19 protein-coding genes are annotated in these 19,823 nt (G+C 68.2%); 11 read left to right on the top strand and 8 right to left on the bottom strand.

Features of this window, described 5'->3' with window-relative positions; genetic code table 11:
* Positions 1 to 117: 117 nt before the first annotated feature.
* From AZC_RS17870 to AZC_RS17840, 7 genes are all read right to left on the bottom strand, one after another.
* On the bottom strand, positions 118 to 1,263 hold the full coding sequence (locus tag AZC_RS17870; protein ID WP_012171998.1) for a class I SAM-dependent methyltransferase: 1,146 nt from the start codon (positions 1,261 to 1,263) through the stop codon (positions 118 to 120).
* On the bottom strand, positions 1,260 to 2,117 hold the full coding sequence (locus AZC_RS17865; protein WP_012171997.1) for a phytanoyl-CoA dioxygenase family protein: 858 nt from the start codon (positions 2,115 to 2,117) through the stop codon (positions 1,260 to 1,262). Before AZC_RS17865 ends, AZC_RS17870 begins: the two co-directional genes overlap by 4 nt.
* Positions 2,114 to 2,839, bottom strand: a complete 726-nt coding sequence (locus AZC_RS17860) for a WbqC family protein (RefSeq protein ID WP_012171996.1) — start codon at positions 2,837 to 2,839, stop codon at positions 2,114 to 2,116. Before AZC_RS17860 ends, AZC_RS17865 begins: the two co-directional genes overlap by 4 nt.
* The gene (locus AZC_RS17855) at positions 2,836 to 3,393 is read right to left on the bottom strand and encodes a GNAT family N-acetyltransferase (RefSeq protein WP_052285984.1); all 558 of its coding nucleotides are present in this window, start codon (positions 3,391 to 3,393) and stop codon (positions 2,836 to 2,838) included. The genes AZC_RS17860 and AZC_RS17855 overlap by 4 nt, the downstream gene beginning before the upstream one ends.
* On the bottom strand, positions 3,378 to 4,136 hold the full coding sequence (locus AZC_RS17850; protein WP_012171994.1) for a cephalosporin hydroxylase family protein: 759 nt from the start codon (positions 4,134 to 4,136) through the stop codon (positions 3,378 to 3,380). Before AZC_RS17850 ends, AZC_RS17855 begins: the two co-directional genes overlap by 16 nt.
* Positions 4,133 to 5,296 (bottom strand): DegT/DnrJ/EryC1/StrS family aminotransferase, encoded by a 1,164-nt coding sequence (locus AZC_RS17845; RefSeq protein ID WP_012171993.1) that lies wholly within the window; start codon positions 5,294 to 5,296, stop codon positions 4,133 to 4,135. Before AZC_RS17845 ends, AZC_RS17850 begins: the two co-directional genes overlap by 4 nt.
* Positions 5,297 to 5,396: 100 nt before the next feature.
* On the bottom strand, positions 5,397 to 6,602 hold the full coding sequence (locus AZC_RS17840; protein WP_043879547.1) for a glycosyltransferase: 1,206 nt from the start codon (positions 6,600 to 6,602) through the stop codon (positions 5,397 to 5,399).
* A 300-nt stretch (positions 6,603 to 6,902) separates the two neighbouring features.
* Between AZC_RS17840 and AZC_RS17835 the strand changes: the two genes are divergently transcribed.
* Entirely contained in the window at positions 6,903 to 8,132 is a 1,230-nt protein-coding gene (locus AZC_RS17835; protein ID WP_012171991.1) for an FkbM family methyltransferase, read from the top strand.
* On the top strand, positions 8,129 to 8,854 hold the full coding sequence (locus AZC_RS17830) for an FkbM family methyltransferase (protein ID WP_043879546.1): 726 nt from the start codon (positions 8,129 to 8,131) through the stop codon (positions 8,852 to 8,854). The genes AZC_RS17835 and AZC_RS17830 overlap by 4 nt, the downstream gene beginning before the upstream one ends.
* A 97-nt stretch (positions 8,855 to 8,951) precedes the next feature.
* On the opposite strand, the gene AZC_RS17825 is transcribed toward AZC_RS17830, so the two are convergent.
* Positions 8,952 to 11,171 (bottom strand): tetratricopeptide repeat protein, encoded by a 2,220-nt coding sequence (locus AZC_RS17825; RefSeq protein ID WP_052285983.1) that lies wholly within the window; start codon positions 11,169 to 11,171, stop codon positions 8,952 to 8,954.
* A 220-nt stretch (positions 11,172 to 11,391) separates the two neighbouring features.
* Here AZC_RS17825 and AZC_RS17820 point away from each other — a divergent pair, with 220 nt between their 5' ends.
* The 9 genes from AZC_RS17820 (at position 11,392) to AZC_RS17780 (ending at position 19,807) form a co-directional block, all read left to right on the top strand.
* The gene (locus AZC_RS17820; RefSeq protein WP_012171988.1) at positions 11,392 to 12,333 is read left to right on the top strand and encodes a 2-hydroxyacid dehydrogenase; all 942 of its coding nucleotides are present in this window, start codon (positions 11,392 to 11,394) and stop codon (positions 12,331 to 12,333) included.
* 153 nt (positions 12,334 to 12,486) lie between these two features.
* A complete protein-coding gene (locus AZC_RS17815) occupies positions 12,487 to 13,488 on the top strand; it encodes a Tim44 domain-containing protein (RefSeq protein ID WP_043879545.1) in 1,002 nt (333 codons plus the stop codon).
* 206 nt (positions 13,489 to 13,694) lie between these two features.
* Complete coding sequence (locus tag AZC_RS17810) at positions 13,695 to 14,444, top strand: TerC family protein (RefSeq protein ID WP_012171986.1); 750 nt, start codon at positions 13,695 to 13,697, stop codon at positions 14,442 to 14,444.
* Positions 14,445 to 14,548: 104 nt separating this feature from the next.
* Positions 14,549 to 15,658, top strand: coding sequence for a hypothetical protein (locus AZC_RS17805; RefSeq protein ID WP_043879544.1), 1,110 nt, complete (start codon positions 14,549 to 14,551; stop codon positions 15,656 to 15,658).
* A 38-nt stretch (positions 15,659 to 15,696) separates the two neighbouring features.
* A complete protein-coding gene (locus AZC_RS17800; protein WP_012171984.1) occupies positions 15,697 to 16,449 on the top strand; it encodes an alpha/beta fold hydrolase in 753 nt (250 codons plus the stop codon).
* Positions 16,450 to 16,530: 81 nt separating this feature from the next.
* Positions 16,531 to 17,385: a serine O-acetyltransferase gene (gene cysE, locus AZC_RS17795; RefSeq protein WP_043879543.1), complete on the top strand. Its 855-nt coding sequence runs from the start codon at positions 16,531 to 16,533 to the stop codon at positions 17,383 to 17,385.
* Positions 17,386 to 17,480: 95 nt separating this feature from the next.
* The gene (locus AZC_RS17790) at positions 17,481 to 17,693 is read left to right on the top strand and encodes a DUF3126 family protein (RefSeq protein WP_012171982.1); all 213 of its coding nucleotides are present in this window, start codon (positions 17,481 to 17,483) and stop codon (positions 17,691 to 17,693) included.
* A gap of 140 nt (positions 17,694 to 17,833) precedes the next feature.
* Entirely contained in the window at positions 17,834 to 18,610 is a 777-nt protein-coding gene (pcaD, locus tag AZC_RS17785) for a 3-oxoadipate enol-lactonase (RefSeq protein WP_043879542.1), read from the top strand.
* A gap of 156 nt (positions 18,611 to 18,766) precedes the next feature.
* Positions 18,767 to 19,807 carry a cation diffusion facilitator family transporter gene (locus AZC_RS17780; RefSeq protein WP_012171980.1) on the top strand — a complete coding sequence of 347 codons (1,041 nt, stop codon included), beginning with the start codon at positions 18,767 to 18,769 and terminating at the stop codon, positions 19,805 to 19,807.
* Positions 19,808 to 19,823: the final 16 nt, after the last annotated feature.

Raw genomic sequence — 19,823 nt, 5'->3', positions numbered from 1 at the left:
TGGGGCCCGGTCCTCCGGGCCCGCGTGCCGGCCGCTGAAATGGCTGCGGCCAACGTCCAAACAAAAGGGGCCGGCGCCATCAGCGCCGGCCCCTTCTTCGTCTTGCTTCGGCGCCGCTCAGGCGTCGAGCCAAACCAGCTCGAGGCCGTCGCGCTGGAGCACCGGCACCTGCGCGACGATGGCGCGGGCCTTCTTCGGATTGAGGCCGACGAAGACCACATCCACCTCGTCCGGCAGATCCGCCGGCGGCACGACCGGCCGGTCGAACATGGAGGAGCCCTTCAGGTTCGGATTCTGGTCGAGGAAGGTCGCGACCGAGACCTTCTCGCCCACGCGGCTTGCGATCCACGCGCCATAGAAGCCGGCGCCATAGATGGCCGCCCGCCGCCCTGCAAGGTCTCCCGCAGCCGCATCGAGCCGTTTCGCCGCGTCCGTCCAGAAGCCGCAGGCCTCGGAGGCGAGGGTCGCAACGCCGGCGTCCGCCTTGGCCTTGGCCGCGCCATCCGCCTTGCGGGCGGTGGCGAAGAAGGCGCCGGGGAAGGAGGAGGCGTCGCACACGTCCATGGCGAAGCCCGCCTCGGCGAAGGCACGGGAGAGTGAGGGGACGTTGAAGTGGTTGAGGTGGTCGGCGACGATCATGTCGCCGGGATTGGCGATGGAATCGGGCACCGAGATCAGCACCTGTCCATCGGGCTTGAGCAGACCGTGGATCACCTTCAGGAACGGCACCGGATCGGCCACATGCTCCAGCACGAAGTGGCTCATCACCGCATCGAAGCGGCCGGCCCATTCGGCGGGAACGTCATAGGTGGCCTGGGCGTCTTCCGGCACCCAGCCCTCCCAGGCAGCCGTGTAGTCGGTGCTGACGTCGAAGACGGCCGGCTTCAGGTCCGGTCGGCTGCGCATCATGTGCCGGAGGGTCGTTGCCTTGGCCGCGCCGTAGTCGAGCAGGCTCGCGCCCTCGGGCAGGTTCAGCAGGCGCAGAGCGATGTTGGCCTGATGCTCCGTCCGATAGATGGGCGTTCCGTCCGGCGCCACCGCGAAGAGCTGGTCGTGGTTCTCCGAGGCCAGCGAAATCCGGTAGCCGGTATCGTAGAAGGCCTTGATGTCCGGCAGGTCCGGGCTCTGCACGTGGTTGCACGTCTCGCACACGAACACCTGCGTCGGAACCGACACCAGCGTCATGATCGAGGTCATGGATGGCGCCTGCGCCTCATAGGCCGGCGCGCCCAGCGGCGCACCACACACGCGGCAGCAGGTCATGCGGCTTCTCCACGGCTGACCAGAAGCTCAGGGAGCACATCGGCAAACTTGATGCCGGCGGCGAAGGAGCCGCGCCAGCCGATGCGGGTGCCCAGCTCATCCGCGAAGTTGAAATAGCGGAACTGGATGGTCCAGCGCGGCGTCTTCGACTTGTTGTGACCGCCCTGATGCAGGGTCAGGAAGTCCATGAGCACGAGGTCGCCGGGCGTGGTGAGCGGGGCGACGATATTGTACTTGGCAAGGCGCTCCTGCTCGCGGTCGAGGTGCAGCGCATAGGTGCCGGAGGCGCCGACGCCCTTGTCGTCCTCATACACCGGCACGATGCCTTCGGCGTGCGAGCCCTCGGCGATCTCCACCGGGCCCATGTCCGCCGTCAGCGGCAGGAGCGGGGTCCAGAAGACGATGCCGTCGACGCTGCGGAGCTGGGAGGGGAATTCCTGGTGCCAGTGGGCGCGGAACTTTTCCTCGCCGGGATTGTCGATGCGGATGCCGTAGCCGCCGGCCGCAAGGCCCGGCACGCTGCCCTCGCGCAGGGCGCGGAACACGTCGTCATTGCGCAGGTTGGTGACGAGCCGCATGAAGGCCGGGATCTGCTTCACGGCGTCATAGACCTCGCCGCCCCAAGAGCGGTTCTTGGCGATGAGCGCGGGATAGGCGACGGTCATGGCCTCGTGCGGCGTGCCGGTGGGGGCGTCGACGCCATACTTGCGGCACACATGCTCCAGGATGACCCGGATGCCCTCGTGGATGGGGGCAACGTCGGCCTTGGGGTCGTAGAACTGGCGCAGGACGGTGTAGCCCTGCTTGGCAAACTGTTCGCGCTGTTCTGCGCCGACGATGGATGTGTCGGTCATGGGTTTTCCCTCCGCTGTTCCAGAAACGGCCGCCAGGCAACGGTGGCCGGCCGCAGATAGGTGATGGCGTCCCGCCCTGTGTGGGCGATGAGATCAAGAATGGTGACATAGGGGGTGAAGGCCCCCTTGCCCTGCGGCCAGGGCGTGAGGCTGTACGCCATATACTCCACGCCCACCCCCGCAGCCTCGAAGGCGTCATGGTCGAGATAGCGCGCCGCGCCGTGCCCGGTCAGATAGCGCGTGCCGCCCTGGTCGAGCACAAGGTCAAGGACGCGCTGCCAGGAGGTGCCCTCCACCTTGCAGGCTGTGGTGCGGCCGATGTCGCGCCCCGAACCGATGCCGAGATAGCGTGCCGGCTCCTCGATGCTGGCGATCAGCAGGTCGCACAGGTCGTCATGGGCATAAGCGGCATCGAGCAGGCCAAGGGCGTCGTCGCGATGGGGCGCGTCGGCGAGGGACTGCGCGAGCAGGGCCCGATGGGCGGATTTCCAGTCGCCGTCGGTGGCCTTCAGTTCCGCGATGGGCTGGAAGCTGCCCTTTCCGGCGAGGGGGATCGTCATCCACCGCCGGTCGTCGCCGTATTTGACCTGGATGCGATTGGTGAAGCTGCCCTTCGAGAACTGGGCGTCGTCGAGATACAGATAGGCGTCGGCCAGCATCAGCTGTTCAAAGAACCCCGGCCAGGGGAACAGCATGGGCTGGGTGATGACGACCGCCGTCATGACGCCATGTCCCCGAGATGGCGCTCCAGCAGTGCCACGTCATGGACGCCGTCGCGGCCGTGGAAGTGCCCCGTCATCAGGCCCACGGTCCGATAGCCCGCCGCGTGATGGACCCGGAGCGAGGCGGCATTGTCGGCCCGGATCTCCGCCATCAGCTTCGTGAGGCCGAGCCGCCGCGCCGCATAGTCGAGGAGCAGCGCCATGGCCTCGTGGCCAAAACCCTGGCCGCGGGCGTGGGAAGCGAGCGCAAGCCCGCCTTGTCCCACCCGGTTGCGCCGGTGGACGTGGCTGACCTGGACGAAGCCGAGAAAGGCCTCCGAGCGGGCGTCGGCCACCACCTGGAAGGCGCCGCCGGGCTCGCCGGTGCGCCGCTCGATCCACGCGGCCATGGCGTTGTCGTCGAGGGCGTCCGCCACGGTGAGAAGCTGCGCCTGTAGCTCGTCATCGCGCCGCATGGCGGCGAGTGCCGGAACATCCGCCTCCCGCACGTCGCGCAGATGCGCGCGGCGGGTCGTGGCGCTTGGCCATGCCTCCGCTGTCAGGCCTTGACGCATCGCGTGTATCCGCCCGGAGAGCTGGAGAGCACCAGCTTGCCGTTGATCACCGGATCGACCTCGAAGCGGTCCGTCTCGGCGAGATAGGCCTTCAGCGCGGTCAGCGGCTCGTCACCGGGATGCCAGATCTTCGAGCGCTTGGTGGGGGTCTGGGAGGCGTCCACGCGGCCGAGCAGCGTGTCGGCGACCACCAGATACTGCCCCTGGGTGACGAGCGGACCATAGTTACGCAGTTCGTCGAGCACGTGGTCGCGGCTGTGGTCGCTGTCCAGCACCACCATCACGGAGGCGCCGGCCGGGATGGCGGCGCGCACCTTGGCCATGGTCTCCGCTGAAGTGGAAGGTCCTTCGATCAGCTCGATGCGTGACGACATCGGGTGCTTCTCGATGGAATCGCGATTGTGCGCGCGGATGTCGATGTCCACGCCGACGACCTTGCCCTTGCCGACGAGCTGCAGCATGGCGGCCATGAATATGACCGAGCCGCCCCGCGCCACGCCGGTCTCGATGATGACGTCCGGCTTCGTCGCCCAGATCACTTCCTGCGTCGCCATGACGTCCGCCGGCATCTGGATGATCGGCACGCCCATGAAGCTCCAGAGATAGGAGTAATCATAGGTGTCGAGCGAATGGAGGGCGGTGGTGATCTTGTTGAAGGTGGCCTCGTCGCGCCCCAGCGCCAGGCACATGTCGCGCTTGTGCGCTTCGAATTCGAGACGGTCGTCCTTGATCATCTGGGTCATTCCGCTGCCACGCGATGCGTCCGGCCACCGGCGAGCACTTCGCGGAAGGCGGCACAGACGATGTCGACCTTTTCTTCGGTCATGTTGTAGCCCGACGGCAGGTTGATGCCGACCCGGGCGATGAACTGCCCGCAGTCGTTCGGCGTCACGAAGCGCTTGGCTTCGGGATGCGCGTCGAAGGCGGGAAGGCTGGAGAGCGGCGAGAAGAAGGGCCGGGTGTCGATGTTCCGGCGCTCCATCTCGGCCATCAGGGCGAATTTGTCGAAGCCATAGGCCTCGCAGGGGACGGCCGTCACCATCCAGTAGGAATTGGACACGCCCTCGGGCTCGCAGTTCAGCGTCAGGCCGTCCATGTCGGCGAGGCGGTCGTGATACCAGCCATAGATGGCGCGCTTGTGCGCGATGAGCGCATCGATGCGCTCCATCTGGGCGATGCCGAGGGCGGCGGTGACCGCATTCATGCGGTACTTGAACGCGATCTCGTGGTTCTGGAAGAAGCGGTCCCCCGGCTTGCGGCCATGGTCGCGCAGGAAGAGCACGCGGGCGTTGAGTTCGGGATCATCGGTCACGAACATGCCCCCCTCGCCGGTGGCCACCGTCTTCGAGCCGTGGAAGCTGAAGGCGGCCGCACGTCCGAAGGCGCCGGCGCGGCGCCCGTTGAGGGAGGAACCGAGCGCCTCGGCAGCGTCCTCCACGAGATACAGGCCGTGGCGGTCGGCGATGGCCTGAAGGGTCGGCCAGTCGCACATGGAGCCGTAGAGATCGACGCCGAGGATCGCCTTGGTGCACGGGCCGATGGCGGCTTCCACGGCCGCAGGATCGATGCACCATGTATCGGGGAGGATATCGACGAGGATAGGCGTCGCGCCGAGATGCACGATGGGAGCGACGGAGGCGATCCAGGTCACGTCCGGCACGATGACCTCGTCGCCGGGGCCGATGCCGAGAGCCGCGAAGATCAGGTGCAGGGCGGACGTGGCATGGGGGACACTGACGGCATGGCCGACGCCCACATAGTCCGCCATCATCTTCTCGAAGCGCGCATTATAGGCGTAATGATTGGCGTACCAGGCGGTGCGTGCCGCTTCGGCGGCGAGCTCCGCCTCCCGGTCCGTGATGGAAGGACCGGCCACAGGAATGCGCTCCGCCGAAGTGATCATGTTCGTCTGCTCTCGAGCTTATCCGCAGGGTGGAGACTAGGATCGGAGGCTTGCCCCAAGCCTGCCTTCCTGGCCTTTGCCCGCGAATACTTCGGCAATCTCAGGCCTCTGCCAGAAGTGGCACCGTCTGCGCGGCGCTGAACGGCATATGCGCGCCATGGACCGCCGGGATCGCAGGCGTGAGGCCGGCCCAGTCGCGCGCGGTCAGGGCGGCTTGGAAGTCGTGCCGGCGCGGCGGCATCAGCCCGATCGCGGTATAGGCGCGGGCAAAGGTTCGCAGCGTGTTGGCGGGAATATGGCTCTGCGCCATGTCATACATTGCCTTGGCGCCGAGCTTGGCCACGCGCCGCGGATTGCTGCGCGTCCAGTCGAGCAGGGCCGCCGCGTCTTCGACGGTTTCCGCGAGCAGGGCATTGCGCCCCTCGCGTACGACGCTGGCCTCCGGTCCGTGGCGCCAGACCAGAGGGGTAGCCCCCACCGACATGGCCTCCACGAGGGTCGCCTCGCAGGGATCGGCGCGCGTCGGGTCGAGCAGGTGGATCAGCACATCCAGCTTGCTCAGCACCGTTTGCGGATCGAACGCCTCACGCTCGAAGACGATGCGTTCGGGGTGCCGCATTGCGGCGGCACGCGCGGCGATCGGGCCGGTCTTGTCGGGAGTCCCCCAGAGGGAGACGCGGATGCCGGTGCTGGCAGCGTCGATCACATCGAAGAAGCGCGGATCGAGCGTTGCGGCATCAAGGGGAGCGCAGCAGCCATAGGTGAGCGGCCGGGTGGGGCAGGCGGGACGATCGACGGGTGCAAGGCCAAAGCAGGCGTTGGCAAAGCCCAGGGCCTCCGGCGGCGGCTCCAGCGCGGGCGCGAGTGGCGCGGCCCTGCCCGTCGAGGCATGGGCGAGAAAGGTCCGGTCGGCGAGCGCGAGAAGGCCGGGCGGGACGAGGCCGGCGCCGGTGCCGTGTACCCAGAGGACGAGCCGCATCGCCGGCAGCGGCGTGTGCGTCAGCAGGGACGGAAGCGAGGAGGCACCGGTCCATTCCAACTGGACGATATCGGCAGCTTCCACGAGGTCGGCCATCTTCCGGGCGTCCGGTTGCACGACGACCCGCCCGCCCGCCGATGTGATGCGGTCGATCTGGCTGGTGTCGGCCGGTGTTTCCAGAAGCACATAGGTGTGGAGCGTGCGCCGGATGGCACCGCGCGAGGTGCGCGCGGCTTCAAGAAGGGTCGCGTGGGCCTTGCCGAGGGTGCCTTCCAGATGCGGCGCGATATGCAGAATCCGGGCGCTGCCCGCCGGATGTCCGGGCATCGTGCCTCGCATTCCTGTCTCTACACCCGCAATCATGCGTCCCACCTCCGCCGCATCGCGTCGGAAGCAAAGCGCGGAAGGATTGCCTGAGGCTGTTGAGGCGGTAAAAGGATATGCGCAGGGGCATTTTCGGAAATGAAGCCACAAGGCTTGCGACAGCCTCCCCATCCATGGTGCCATCCTGGAGGGGGGCGTCGCTTGCGCGGCGCACCATCAAGAAGAACGTCGAAGTCCCATCATGATGCGTGCGCCAGTCCCGGCTCGGTCCGATCGCAAGCCCTATGAGAAGGAGCGAGCCTGATGCCGCGCCGTGCCGCCGCCCGCCGTCTGAAGCTGGTATCCAACGCCCTTGTGGGCCGGCACTTCGAGGCCCTGCCGGATGCGGCGGTGGCGCGTGATCTGCTCCGCGTCGCCAACAGCCGCGCGCCGGCCGGCGTTCCGATCCTTCCCCGCGCGCGTCCTCTCTGGCTCTTTGGCGCCGGCCCCCTCGGCAAGGAGGCGCGCCGCTATTTCGAATCCGTGGGTCAGCCCGTCGCGGGCGTGATCGACAGCGACGCGGACGCTTGTGCCGACGATCCCGACTGGGCGGACCTTCCGGTGCGCGGGCCCGAAGCGGTGCCGGAGCTTCAGCGGGCGAAGGCGCTGCTCGCCATCGCGGTGATCGACCGGCCTTATGTGCCGCTGGAAGCCGAGCTCAACCGGCAGGGCTGGAGCCAGTGCGTTCCCCTGTACGACGTCACCGAAGCCTTCCGGGACCAGCACCCCTTGAGCAACGGCTGGTTCGCCAGCCCGCTCAGCGAGGTGGAACTGGCCGCGGCCGATGAAATCCTCGCGGGCTTTGCCGATGATGCCTCGCGCGCCCATTACCTGCGGTTCGCGGCCTGGCGGCTTGCGCGGCAGGAGTGGGATTTCGAGGGCGCGTCGGTGGAGCCGGACGCGCGCTTCTTCATTCCCGAGATCACTTCGGTGCTGAAGGGCGACGAACGTTTTCTCGACGCCGGTGCCTATCACGGTGAGGTCACGGCCCGGCTTCTGCAGGCGACGAACGCCAGCGTCTCCACGGTCTGGGCCATCGAGCCGGATGTCGCAAACCGGTCGGTCCTTCAGGCCTATGTCTCCAGTCTCGACGTGACGCTTCAAGCCCGCATCCAGGTGCTGGATGCGGTGCTCGGTGCGCGCACCGAGGCGGTGCGTTTCCAAGAGGGGCTCGGCCATGCCTCGCAGATCGCGCCGACGGGCAAGATCCTGAGGGCCTGTGCGCCGCTCGACGCACTGAGCCTCGATCCGACCTTCGTAAAGCTGCATCTGGAAGGCGCCGAACTCGCCGCGCTCAATGGCGCGCGGGAAACGCTGCGGCGGCGCCGTCCCATCGTCGCGGCCGCCGTCTATCACGATGCCGCAGGTCTTCTCGGTACGCCGCAATGGTTCATGCGGCATCTGCCGGACTATACCATCCTCATGCGCACCCACGATTGGTGCGGCATGGGTGCGATTGTTTATGCCCTTCCCAAGGAGCGTGTTGCCACATGACGGTGTTTGCCGATTCCAGCCGATTCATCATGGACCTCGGCATGAACAATGGCGACGATACCGCCTATTACCTTGCCAAGGGCTTCGATGTGGTGGCGATCGAGGCCAACCCGGCGCTCGTGGAAGCCGCGCGCACGCGCTTTGCGAAGGAGATCGTGGCCAAGCGCCTGACCCTCGTCGAAGCGGCCGTATGGGCGACGTCCGGCACCGTGGCATTTCACGTGAATGAAGAGGACAGCCGCAGCAGCAGCGTCGAGGAGGTCTGGGCCAAGCACCACGATGCCGCGACGCATGTGGTCGAAGTGGCGTCGCTGACCCTCGGCGACCTGTTCGACCGCTTCGGCACGCCCCGTTACCTGAAGATCGACGTGCGCGGTGCCGACGAGATCGTGCTCAAGCAGCTGCGCGGCCAGATCATCAAGCCGCTCTATGTGAGCGTGGAGGACTGCCGCTCCGGCTATGATTTCATCGCCGCCCTGGATGAGGCCGGCTATGACGGTTTCAAGCTGGTGGACCAGTCCCGGGTGACACAGGTGCGCGACCCGAAGGTGAACTTCCGCTTCACGGAAGGCTCCTCCGGTCCCTTCGGCGACGCGCTGCCGGGCACATGGCTGGATCGCAAGGCGTTCGAGAAGCTCTATTCCACGACGGTGCGCGACCGCGCGGGCAATCGCATCGCGCCGAAGAATTTGTGGTTCGACATCCACGCCGCCAAGCTCTAACGGCGTATCGCGGTCCGGAGACACAAAGGGCGCGGTGATCTTCCGATCACCACGCCCTCTTCGTTTGGGCTTTCGACGCGAAACGAGTGGTCCCCGCTCACACCACGATCGGTTCCGGCACCTTGCCGGCGCTGCGCAGCGCGTGCATGCGCTGGTAGGCGGCCTCGATATCGCGGGTGAATTTCTCGGAATCGAACAAGGGTGCCGTCGCGCGGGCTTCGACGAGGCGGGCCTTGAGGCCGGCAAGCCGCTCCGGATCGCGGGCGAGCGCCAGCGCCAGGGCCTCATAGTCAGCTAGCGACGTGGTGATCAGTTCCGGCATGCCCACGGCGTCGAGCAGGCTTGCGGCGACGCGCGCCGCGAAGGTCTCGCCCGCGCAGGTGACGATCGGCACACCGGCCCAGAGCGCATCGCTGGCCGTGGTGTGGGCATTGTAGGGCAGGGTGTCGAGGAACAGGTCGGCGTGCGCATGCCGCGCCAGATGATCCGCCAGCAGGGCATTGGGCGCGAAGATGATGCGGTCGGGCTCGATGCCGAACTTCGCGGCCTCATAGGCGAGGTTGTCGCGCGCCGCCGCATTGGCCTCATAGAGCCACAGCACCGAGTCGGGCACCTCGTCCAGCAGCCGCATCCAGACCGAGAAGACCGCGGGCGTGATCTTGTAGGTGTTGTTGAAGCAGCAGAAGACGAAGCCGCTCTCCGGCAGCCCGCAGGCCGCGCGGCTCGGCAGGGTTTCCGAGATGCGACGATGCCGGTCGTTGGGCTGGTAGCAGTGGGGCAGCTGGACGATCTTCTCGTCATAGTCGGCCGCGGCGGACAGCGGGGTCACGAAGCGGTCGCCCACCACATAGTCTATGAAGTCGGCGCCCATGCTGCCGGGATAGCCGAGGAAGTTCACCTGGACCGGCGCGGGCCGCAGGGCCATGATCTCGGACCTGGCGCCCTGGGTGTAGCCCTTGAGATCGACGAGGATGTCGATGCCGTCCGCCCGGATGCGGCGCGCCGCCTCCGGATTGCTCATGCGCTCGATTTCCACGAAATGGTCGAAGGCGGAAACCACGCGCCGGCGCATGTCCGACTTGTCGTCGGGGCTATGCGAATAAGCGAAGATCTCGAACTTCTCGCGGTCGTGCCGCTCGAACATCTCCACCGCCAGGAAGGTGGTGGCGTGATTGTAATAGTCGTTGGACAGATAGCCGATGCGGATGCGCCGGGACGGATCGGCGGGCGGCGCCGGCGGCAGCTTGTCGTCGCGCTCCACGCGCACGCCCTGCGCCCATACGCGGGCGGCGCGCAGGTGGTCCTTCGGCGTCATGTGCGAGGACAGGAGAAGGAAGGGGCCGGTGCGGGTCGCGCTCTGGGCCAGCAGCTTTGCGATGGCCGCTTCTTCCTGCTCCACATTGCGCCACTGGCAGATCTGCCGCGAGGCGTTGGCCGCGCCGAGGCGCGCCACCACATTGTCGGGCTCGATCTTCAGGACGCGGTTCAGATAGGCGAGGGCCTCGGGATAGGCCTTCCGGTCGAGGCAGACGCTGCCGAGGTTCAGCAGCGCGCCCACGTGGTTCGGGTCCACCTTCAGCGCTTCGCCCAGCGCCTCCATGGCCTCGGCGTGCCGCCGCTTCTCCAGCAGGATCATGCCGAGATTGGCGTGGAGCGCGGCCACCGTCGGCTTCAGCGTGGCGGCGATCTTGAGCAGGGCGAGGGCTTCGCGGTCGCGTCCGCCGCGATAGGCGTTCACGCCCTCGATGCCGATGTCCTCGGGCGTGAGCGCGCCGCGCTGCACGGCCTCGACCCAGACCTTGGCCGCGTCGTCCGGCTCTCCGCCGCTCGAAATGATGGCGCAGCCGAGCGCGAGCGCGGCCTGCCCGTTGCCGGGCTGTTCCGCCACCGTGCGCAGCAGGTCGTCGAGGGAGCCGTCCACGGCCGAGAGGCGGGCGATGCCGGCTTTCGCTACCGGGTGGTTCGGGCGCAGCGCCAGCGCCTTCTCGAACGCCTCGCGGGCGGCGGCACGGTCGCCCATCTGGAGCAGCAGGCTGCCGTAGTCCGCGAGCGCCTCCACGTTCCGGGGATCGAGCGCGGTGGAGATGCGCAGCGCCGCGACCGCTTCCGGGATGCGGCCGATCTGGCGCAGGCACAGCGCATACATGTGCTGGACGATGGGGTTCTTCGGGTCGCGCTTCAGAGAGGCGGCATAGAGCTGGGCGGCGCCCTTGTGGTCGCCGGCCTGATGCAGGGTGCCGGCGCGCAGCGCATCCTTGGCGGACTTCAGACGTCCGCCGTCGGGCTGGCCGAATGCCGCCCGCTGACCCTTGCCCATGTTCCCCTCCATGCTCACGGCGCGCCGGGCCGTTCCGCCCGGATGGTTCCAGTGGGCACTTGTCGGCCCTGTCACTTGCTTGAGGCTTGTCTGGCGCGGGCGGAGGGCGGCCTGCGGCAATGTGGGCGCCGAATCGTGGCGGCGCGGGGGGCGCTCGGCTATGAACGGACCATCACCGGCGCAGGAAGCGGCGGAAGAACGGATCAGAGGGTGAACGGCGTTGCGTGAGTCTCTTGTTTTCTACAGTCCCGCCGACGTGGCCGCCGATTGGCTGGCGGCCATCGGCGAGCATCTCCCGGGCCTCGACATGCACATCGCCACCCGCGAGGGCGCGCCGTGTCCGGCGGAGGATGTGCACTACGCGGTGGTGTGGAAGCCGCCGCAGGACTTTTTCAAGCCCTTCACGAACCTGAAGCTGGTGGTGAACCTCGGGGCCGGCGTCGATGCACTCGTCTCGCGTACCGACCTGCCGGACGTGCCGATCACCCGCCTGTCCGACCCCGAAATGTCGAAGATGATGGCCGGCTTCGTGCTCATGTGCGTGCTGCGCCATGCCCGTGACATCGTGGCCTTCGAGCGCATCCAGAAGGAAGGCCGCTGGCGCTACATCCATCCCACCACGCCGGACCGCATCCGCGTGGGTGTGATGGGCCTTGGCGAACTGGGTGCCACCGCCGCGCACGAAATCGCCCGTTTCGGCTATCCGGTGAAGGGCTGGTCCCGCACGCCCAAGGCACTGCCCGGCATCGAATGCCACCACGGCCTCGAGGCTCTGCCGCAGTTTCTCGCGCAGACCGATATCCTCGTGGTGATGCTGCCCCTCACTCCGGAGACCCGGCACATCGTCAATGCCGAGCGTCTCGCGATGCTGCCGAAGGGGGCGAAATTCATCAATGTCGCCCGCGGCCCCATCGTGGACGAGCCGGCGCTGGTGGCGGCGCTCCAGTCCGGCCATATCTCGGAAGCCTCCCTCGACGTGTTCGAGGAGGAGCCGCTGCCGGAGGCGAGCCCGCTCTGGGGCATGGACAACGTGCTCATCACGCCGCACCTCGCCTCCATTGCCCTGCCGAGGTCGGCGGCGGCGCAGATCGCGGAGAACATCCGCCGCATCCGCGCGGGCCAGCCGGTGCTGAACCGCGTCGATCCCTCCCGCGGCTACTGACCGGCGCGGGGCGGCGACGGTCGCCCCGCTGACGCCGCCGTGATCGGAAAAAGCGTCTCAACCCCCTGACAAACGCAGCTCGGTCTTCTTATATGAGCCTCACTTGCCCTAGCGGCAGGCTTGCGCGCGTCGGGCGCGCCATAGAGGATGACGATGAGCGTTTTCAAGGGTCTGACACGGTTCGCGGCGGTTCTGGCGCTGGGCCTCGCCGTGACCCTGCCGATGGTGGATCACGCCGATGCGCGGCAGGGCGGGAGCATGGGCAGCCGCGGCTCGCGCACCTATCAGGCGCCCGCCGCGACCAACACCGCCCCCTCCGCTTCACAGCCGATCCAGCGCTCGGCGACCCCCTATAACCAGAGCGCGCCGATGGCGACGCCCGCCCGCACCGGCGGTCTGTTCGGCAACGGATTTGGCGGCGCGCTCATGCGCGGCCTGCTGATCGGCGGCCTCGTGGGCATGCTGTTCGGCGGCGGCCTCGGCGGCCTGTCGGGCTTCCTCGGCCTCTTGCTGCAGGTGGCCCTCATCGCCGGCGTGGTCATGCTGGCCCTGCGCTTCTTCGCCAACCGTCGTCAGCCGGCTCCGGCCGGCGCCGGCTACGGCATGGCGCGGGACAATGGCGCCAGCGCCTCGGGCCGTGGCCCGACCGGGCCGCTCGGCGGTCTGGGCGGCCTCGGCGCGGGTCTTGGCGGCCTGGGCGGCGGCCAGACTCAGCCCCAGCCTCAGCCCCAGGCGGCGCCGTCCGGCCCGAAGGACGAACTGGGTCTCAAGGGCGCCGATTTCGATGCCTTCGAGAAGCTCCTCTCGGACATCCAGGCGGCCTACAGCCGTGAGGATCGCAACAAGCTCGCCGAGCTCGTAACGCCGGAAATCCTCGGCTATTTCGAGGAGGAGCTGCGCGCGAATGCCGAGCGTGGCGTCCGCAACCAGGTGAACGACGTGAAGCTCCTCCAGGGCGACTTGTCGGAAGCCTGGCGCGAAGGCCAGTTCGAATATGCCACCGTCGCGCTCCGCTATGAGGCGCGAGACACCATGCGCGACCGCACCACCGGTGCGCTGGCCGCCGGTTCCACCGATGCGCCCAGCCAGAGCACCGAGGTGTGGACCTTCATCCGCTTGCGCGGCCAGCCCTGGAAGCTCTCCGCGATCCAGTGAGGCGCATCCGCCCATCCGAACGGCCGTCCGCCCCGCGCGGGCGGCCGTTTTCGTCTGCCGCGCCTTTTCCAGCCTTCATGCCCGATGCTAGCCTGATCCGGCCGCTCCCCCGTGCCGGCGCGGACAGCCCCTTTGCGCCTGCCCTGATCCCACCCCACGGCTCCGCCCGGTCCGTCCGAGGCTGACCCGCTTTCCAAGAGAGACCGATGGACTATCTGGTTCAACTGGCCTCCGATCCTGCGGCCTGGATCGCCCTCGTGACCCTCGTCGCCATGGAAGTGGTGCTGGGCATCGACAATCTCGTCTTCATCTCCATCCTCACCAACAAGCTGCCCGAACATCAGCGCTCCCGCGGCCGGCGCATCGGCATCGGCCTGGCGCTCGTGCTGCGCCTCGGCCTCCTGAGCACGGTGGCGATCATCGTGAAGCTGACGACACCGGTCTTCTCCGTGTTCGGGCAGTCCTTCTCCTGGCGCGATCTCATCCTCATCGCCGGCGGCCTGTTCCTCGTCTGGAAGGCCACAAAGGAAATCCATCACCACGTCGACCCCAATCCGGGGGAGGGCGTGTTCGAGACCGGCAAGGCGGCCATCACCTTCTCCGCCGCCATCGTGCAGATCCTGATCCTGGATCTCGTGTTCTCCATCGACAGCATCATCACTGCCGTCGGCATGACGGAGCACATCCCCATCATGGTGATCGCGGTCATCGTGGCCGTGCTGACCATGCTACTGGCAGCCGACCCGCTGGGCCGCTTCATCGATGCCAACCCCACCGTGGTGATGCTGGCGCTGGCCTTCCTCATCATGATCGGCATGACGCTGATCGCCGAAGGCTTCGGCGCGCATGTGCCGAAGGGCTACATCTATGCCGCCATGGCCTTCTCCACCGCCGTGGAGGGCCTCAACATGCTCTCCCGGCGGGCCAAGGCCCGGCGGGGCGGGGCCGGACACTAAAGCCGGCCCGGCCCCTGCGGCGGCCTCCGCGCCTTTGCCGCAATGGAACGGCAGGATGATGCCTGCCGTTGCCGTTTCAGGCGAAAGGGGAAAGCCGCCGCATCATGATCCGTGTCCTTGCTCTTCTGGGCCTGCTGGGTGCCTTTGCCGGCGCGCTGCCGGTGATGCTGCCGGCGGCGAAGAGCGGCGTGCGCCTCGTGATGGCGCGGGATGATCCGGCGCGCATGGCCGACCTTGCTGCCGAGCGCCTCTCGGCCGAGGACATCCGGCGCGAAATCGAGGCGGCGCTGGCGACCCCGGATGCCGACCTCGCCGCATCCTATGTCGCCCTCGGGGACGCGCGAGGCCTGGCGCTGCCGGCCGAATTGCGCGCGCGCGTCACGGCGGCGGAGGCTGATGCCCATTCCACCTGGCAGCAGATGCGCAGCTTCGGCGCCGGCCTTCTCACCGGCACGCCGGAGGACCTGCCCGGCTTTGCCGGGGCGGCGGTGGGCGACTTCATGGTCTGGGGCGACATTCGCGACGCCACCCGCGAGGGCTGGAAGCTGGCGCGGGGCGAGGAGGCCGATGAGCTGATCCTTGGCCTCTCCACCGTCGGCCTTGCGGTTACGGCCGGAACCTATGCGCTGGGCGGGGCGCCTGCGCCGGTGCGGGCGGGTGTGTCGCTGGTAAAGGGGGCGAAGCGCGCCGGGCGGCTCTCGGCAGGTCTTGGCGCGGGCCTCGTCCGTTCGGTGCGCGAGAGCGTGGACTTCGCCGCCTTGCGACGGGTGCCCGAACGCGTGGCGGCGCTCGACGCCACGGCGCTGAAAAGCGTGGTGCGTACAGAGCGGCTTCGCGACCTCGGCCGCGTGCTGTCCGACGCCGGCACCATCGAGGCCAAGGCCGGCACCCGCGCCACCATGGAGAGCCTGAAGGTCGCCGATGGCACCGCCGACCTCTCCCGCGTTGCTCGTGTGGCGGAAGCCAAGGGGCCGCAGACGCTGGCGCTGCTCAAGAGCTTCGGCCGGGGCGCCTTCGCGGTGACGGGGGCGGTGCTGGGGCTGGTGTGGTGGGGCCTCTTGGCGCTGGTCTGGCTCGTGGGCGCGATCTCCACCTTCAACGCCCTCGTGGTATCGCTGCTTCGGCCCCTGTGGCGCAGGCGCAGGCGCGGTCCGTCCACAGCGCATGGCCGCATGTCTGCGGCGGCGCTTCCCTCCGGCGGCCTGTCGCACTAGGTTCCGCCCTCGCTTCGCCAGCCTGCCCGAGGGAACCCATGCCCAGCTTTCTGTCCGACGGCCTGGAACTCGCCTATCTGGACGAGGGGGAGGGGGCGCCCGTCCTGCTCATCCACGGCTTTGCCTCCACCAAGGAAATCAACTGGGTCTTTCCGGGCTGGGTGAAGACGCTGACGGACGCCGGCCGGCGCGTGATCGCCTTCGATCATCGCGGCCACGGCGCCTCGCAGAAGCTCTATGACCCGGCCCAGTACCACACCCGCCTGATGGCGGAGGATGCCGCCAATCTCCTGAAGACGCTCGGCATTCCTCAGGCGGATGTGATCGGCTACTCCATGGGCGCGCGCGTCACGGCGCAGCTCACGCTCAGCCACCCGGACGTGGTGCGCAAGGCGGTGCTCGGCGGGCTCGGCATCCATCTCGTGGACGGGGTGGGGCTGCCGCAATCCATCGCGGAAGCGCTCGAGGCGCCATCGCTGGAAGACGTGACCGACCCCATGGGTCGCATGTTCCGCGCCTTCGCCGACAGCAACAAGGCAGACCGCAAGGCGCTCGCCGCCTGTATCCGTGGATCGCGCCAGAGCCTCGACCGGGCGGAGGTGGCGTCCATCCGTCATCCCGTTCTGGTGGCGGTGGGCACCCGCGACCTCATCGCGGGCGATGCCCATGCGTTGGCGGCGCTGCTGCCGAACGGCCGGGCGCTCGACATTCCCAACCGCGACCACAATCCGGCCGTGGGCGACAAGGTGTTCAAGCAGGGCGTGCTCGATTTCTTCGCCGAGCCGGCCTGATCGCCGCTCCGGTCAGGGTGGCCTGACCCGACGCCCATCTGTGTGCTAGAAGGAAGGTCACTGACCTTCAGGGAGGCAGCGATGCTGCAGCATGGTTTCCAGGCGACCAAGCCCGCGAACGACCGGCGTCCCGAACTCGTGGACCCGGTGTGGGCACGCCTCTGTCGTGAGGCAGAGGAAGCGGCCGCGCGCGAGCCCATGCTGGCGGGCTTCCTCAAGGGTGCCATCGTGAGCCATGAGACGCTGGAAGGCGTGATCGCCGAGCGCATCGCCGCCCGGCTCGATCACCCGGACCTGCCCGGCTATGCCATCCGCGGCGCCTACCGCGAGGCGGTGGCGGCGGACCCGTCCCTCTCGCAGGCCTTGCGCGCCGACATCATGGCGGTGGTGGACCGCGACCCGGCCACCACGCGGGTGCTGGAGCCGGTGCTCTATTTCAAGGGCTTCCACGCCCTCCAGACCCACCGCCTCGCCCACTGGCTGTGGGAGAACGGCCAGCGCGACGCCGCGCTCTATCTCCAGAGCCGTGTCTCCGCCGTGCTGCAGGTGGACATCCATCCCGCCGTGCCCATGGGCCGGGGCATCTTCCTCGACCACGCCACCGGGCTGGTGGTGGGCGCCACCGCCGTCATCGAGGATGACGTCTCCATCCTTCAGGGCGTGACGCTGGGCGGCACCGGCAAGGAGCGGGGCGATCGCCATCCCAAGATCCGGCGCGGCGTGCTCATCGGCGCCGGCGCCAAGGTGCTCGGCAATATCGAGGTGGGCCATTGCGCCCGCATCGCCGCCGGCTCCGTCGTTCTGCATCCGGTGCCGCCGGCGACCACCGTTGCGGGCGTGCCGGCCAAGGTGGTGGGCAGCGCCGGCTGCGCCGAGCCGAGCCGTGCCATGGACCAGATGTTCGATGTCGAGATTTACGCCGGCGCGGACATCTGAACCCTCGCGTTCGTCCGTTCGCCGATCCGCCGCCCCGCGCGGCCGCAGACCCCACGGGCGCTGGAGCGCGTGCCGTGACATTTGGAGGATGACCATTGGATAAAACCGAGCTCGAACGCGTCCAGCGCTATCTCCGCACGCTGTTCGGCAATCCGCAGATCAAGGTCACGGCCCGTCCCAAGAAGAAGGACTCGGCGGAGGTCTATCTCGGTGATGAGTTCATCGGCGTCCTCTTCAAGGACGAGGAAGACGGTGATCTCTCCTACAATTTCCAGATGGCCATTCTGGATACCGATCTCGAAGACTGAGGCGTTCCGGGCTCCGCTGCGGCGGGGCCCTTTTCATAGCGGGACGCATGCGCCCGTGCGCCTCCGCGGAAAGCGCTTTCCTCCGCCCGGACAAGGCGATACATCGGTCTGGCATACAATATCCGCACAAGGCCCGTGCCGTGTCTGTCCTCGAAATCGCCGGTGAACATTTCCGCTTCGACGTCCAGGGTCCGGAGGGCGCGCCGCCGCTGGTGCTGGCCCATTCGCTCGGCACGACGCTCGAACTGTTCGATGCCGTGACGCCGCTGCTCGCCTCCCGCTTCCGCGTCGTGCGCTACGACCTGCGCGGCCATGGCGAGAGCACCGCGCCGGACGCCGTGCACGGCATGGGCGATCTCGGGCGCGATTTCATCAATCTGGTGGAGGGGCTGAAGCTCGGCCCCGTGCACTTCTGCGGCCTGTCGCTGGGCGGAATGGTGGGGCAGTGGCTCGCCATCCATGCGCCCAAGCGGCTGAAGCGCATCGTCCTCTCCAACACCACGGCCTATGCCGGCCCGCCGCGCATCTGGGAGGCGCGCATCAAGGCCGTGCGCCGCACAGGCACGGACCATATCGCCGACGCGGTGATCGACAGCTGGTTCTCGTCCGGCGTGAAGGCCCGCATGCCCGACACGGTGGCGCGGGTGCGCGAGATGATCGCCGCCACGCCGGCGGTGGGCTATGCGGCCACGAGCTGCGCGATGCGCGACATGGATTTCCGCGCCGCCTTGCACAAGGTCACGACGCCGACGCTGGTTATCGTCTCGGACGAGGACCGCTCCACACCGCCCGAGTGGGGCGAGGCGGTGGCGCAGGGCATTCCCGGCGCGCAACTGGCGCGCCTGCCGGGCGGGCATCTCTCCTGCCTCGAGCAGCCCGAGGCGTTTGCGAAGACGGTGCTGGATTTCCTCGGCTGAGCCTGCCGTGTCATGCCCCTGCCATGGGAGGCGCCCTAGAGCACGTACCGCGCAGCCGCGACGGGGCCGGTGCCTCGGCGGGGAACATTCCCCGATCGCTCGGCCTTGACGCCGGGCCTCATCGGCGCGGTAAAGGCGTGAGGGCGGGAGAGAGCCATGGGCAGCGAGCACGATCATTCGCACGATGCGGCCGAGACGACGCGGCACGCCGGCCATAATCACGCTGGGCACGACCATGGTGAAGGGGGGCATGCGGGCCACGCGCACGCTGCCGAGGGGCATGGCGGCCACTCCCACGGCAGTCATGCGGGCCACAGCCATGCGGTGCCCAGTTCCCTGCGGGCCTTCGCCATCGGCGCGTCGGCCAATTTCGCCTTCGTGGTGGTGGAGGCGCTGTTCGGTTACTGGTCGGGCTCGCTCTCGCTGCTGGCCGATGCCGGCCACAATCTCTCCGACGTGCTCGGCCTGCTGCTCGCCTGGGCCGCCGCCTGGGCGGCGCAGCGCGTGCCGACGGAGCGCCGCACCTTCGGCTATGGCCGCACGTCCATCCTCGCCGCCCTGACCAATGCCATCATCCTGCTGCTCGGCACCGGCGGCATCGTGGTGGAGGCGGTGAGCCGCCTGTCCGATCCCGAGCCGGTCCAGACCGGCGTGGTCATGGTGGTGGCGCTCATCGGCATCGGCGTGAACTTCGGCACCGCGCTGCTCTTCATGGCCGGGCGCAAGGGCGATCTGAACGTGCGCGGCGCCTTCGTCCACCTCATCGCGGACGCGGCCATCTCGCTGGGCGTGGTGATCGCCGCAGGGGTGATCGCTGTGACCGGCTGGCTCTGGCTCGATCCGGCGGTGAGCCTCGTGATCGCCGTCGCCATCATCGCCGGCACCTGGAGCCTGTTCCGGGACAGCGTCGATCTGGTGCTGGACGCGGTGCCGCGCCATGTGGACCGGGCGGCGGTGGAGACCTATCTGGCGGGTCTGCCCGGCGTCACGGAGGTGCATGACCTCCACATCTGGGGCCTCTCCACCACCGAAGTCGCCCTCATGGTGCACCTCGTCCGCACGACGCCTGCGCCAGACGATACCTTTCTGGCCGAAGTGACGGGCGAGATGAAGCGTCGCTTCGGCATCGGCCACGTCACCATTCAGTTGGAGGCCGGACCCCACCCTTGCGCGCTGGCGCCCGCCCACGTGGTGTGAGCGGAGCACCCGCAGG

It is taken from the genome of Azorhizobium caulinodans ORS 571, assembly GCF_000010525.1.
Lineage (GTDB): Bacteria > Pseudomonadota > Alphaproteobacteria > Rhizobiales > Xanthobacteraceae > Azorhizobium > Azorhizobium caulinodans.
The sequence above is the reverse complement of the archived record's forward strand: the minus strand, read 5'-3'. Positions and strand labels throughout refer to the sequence as shown.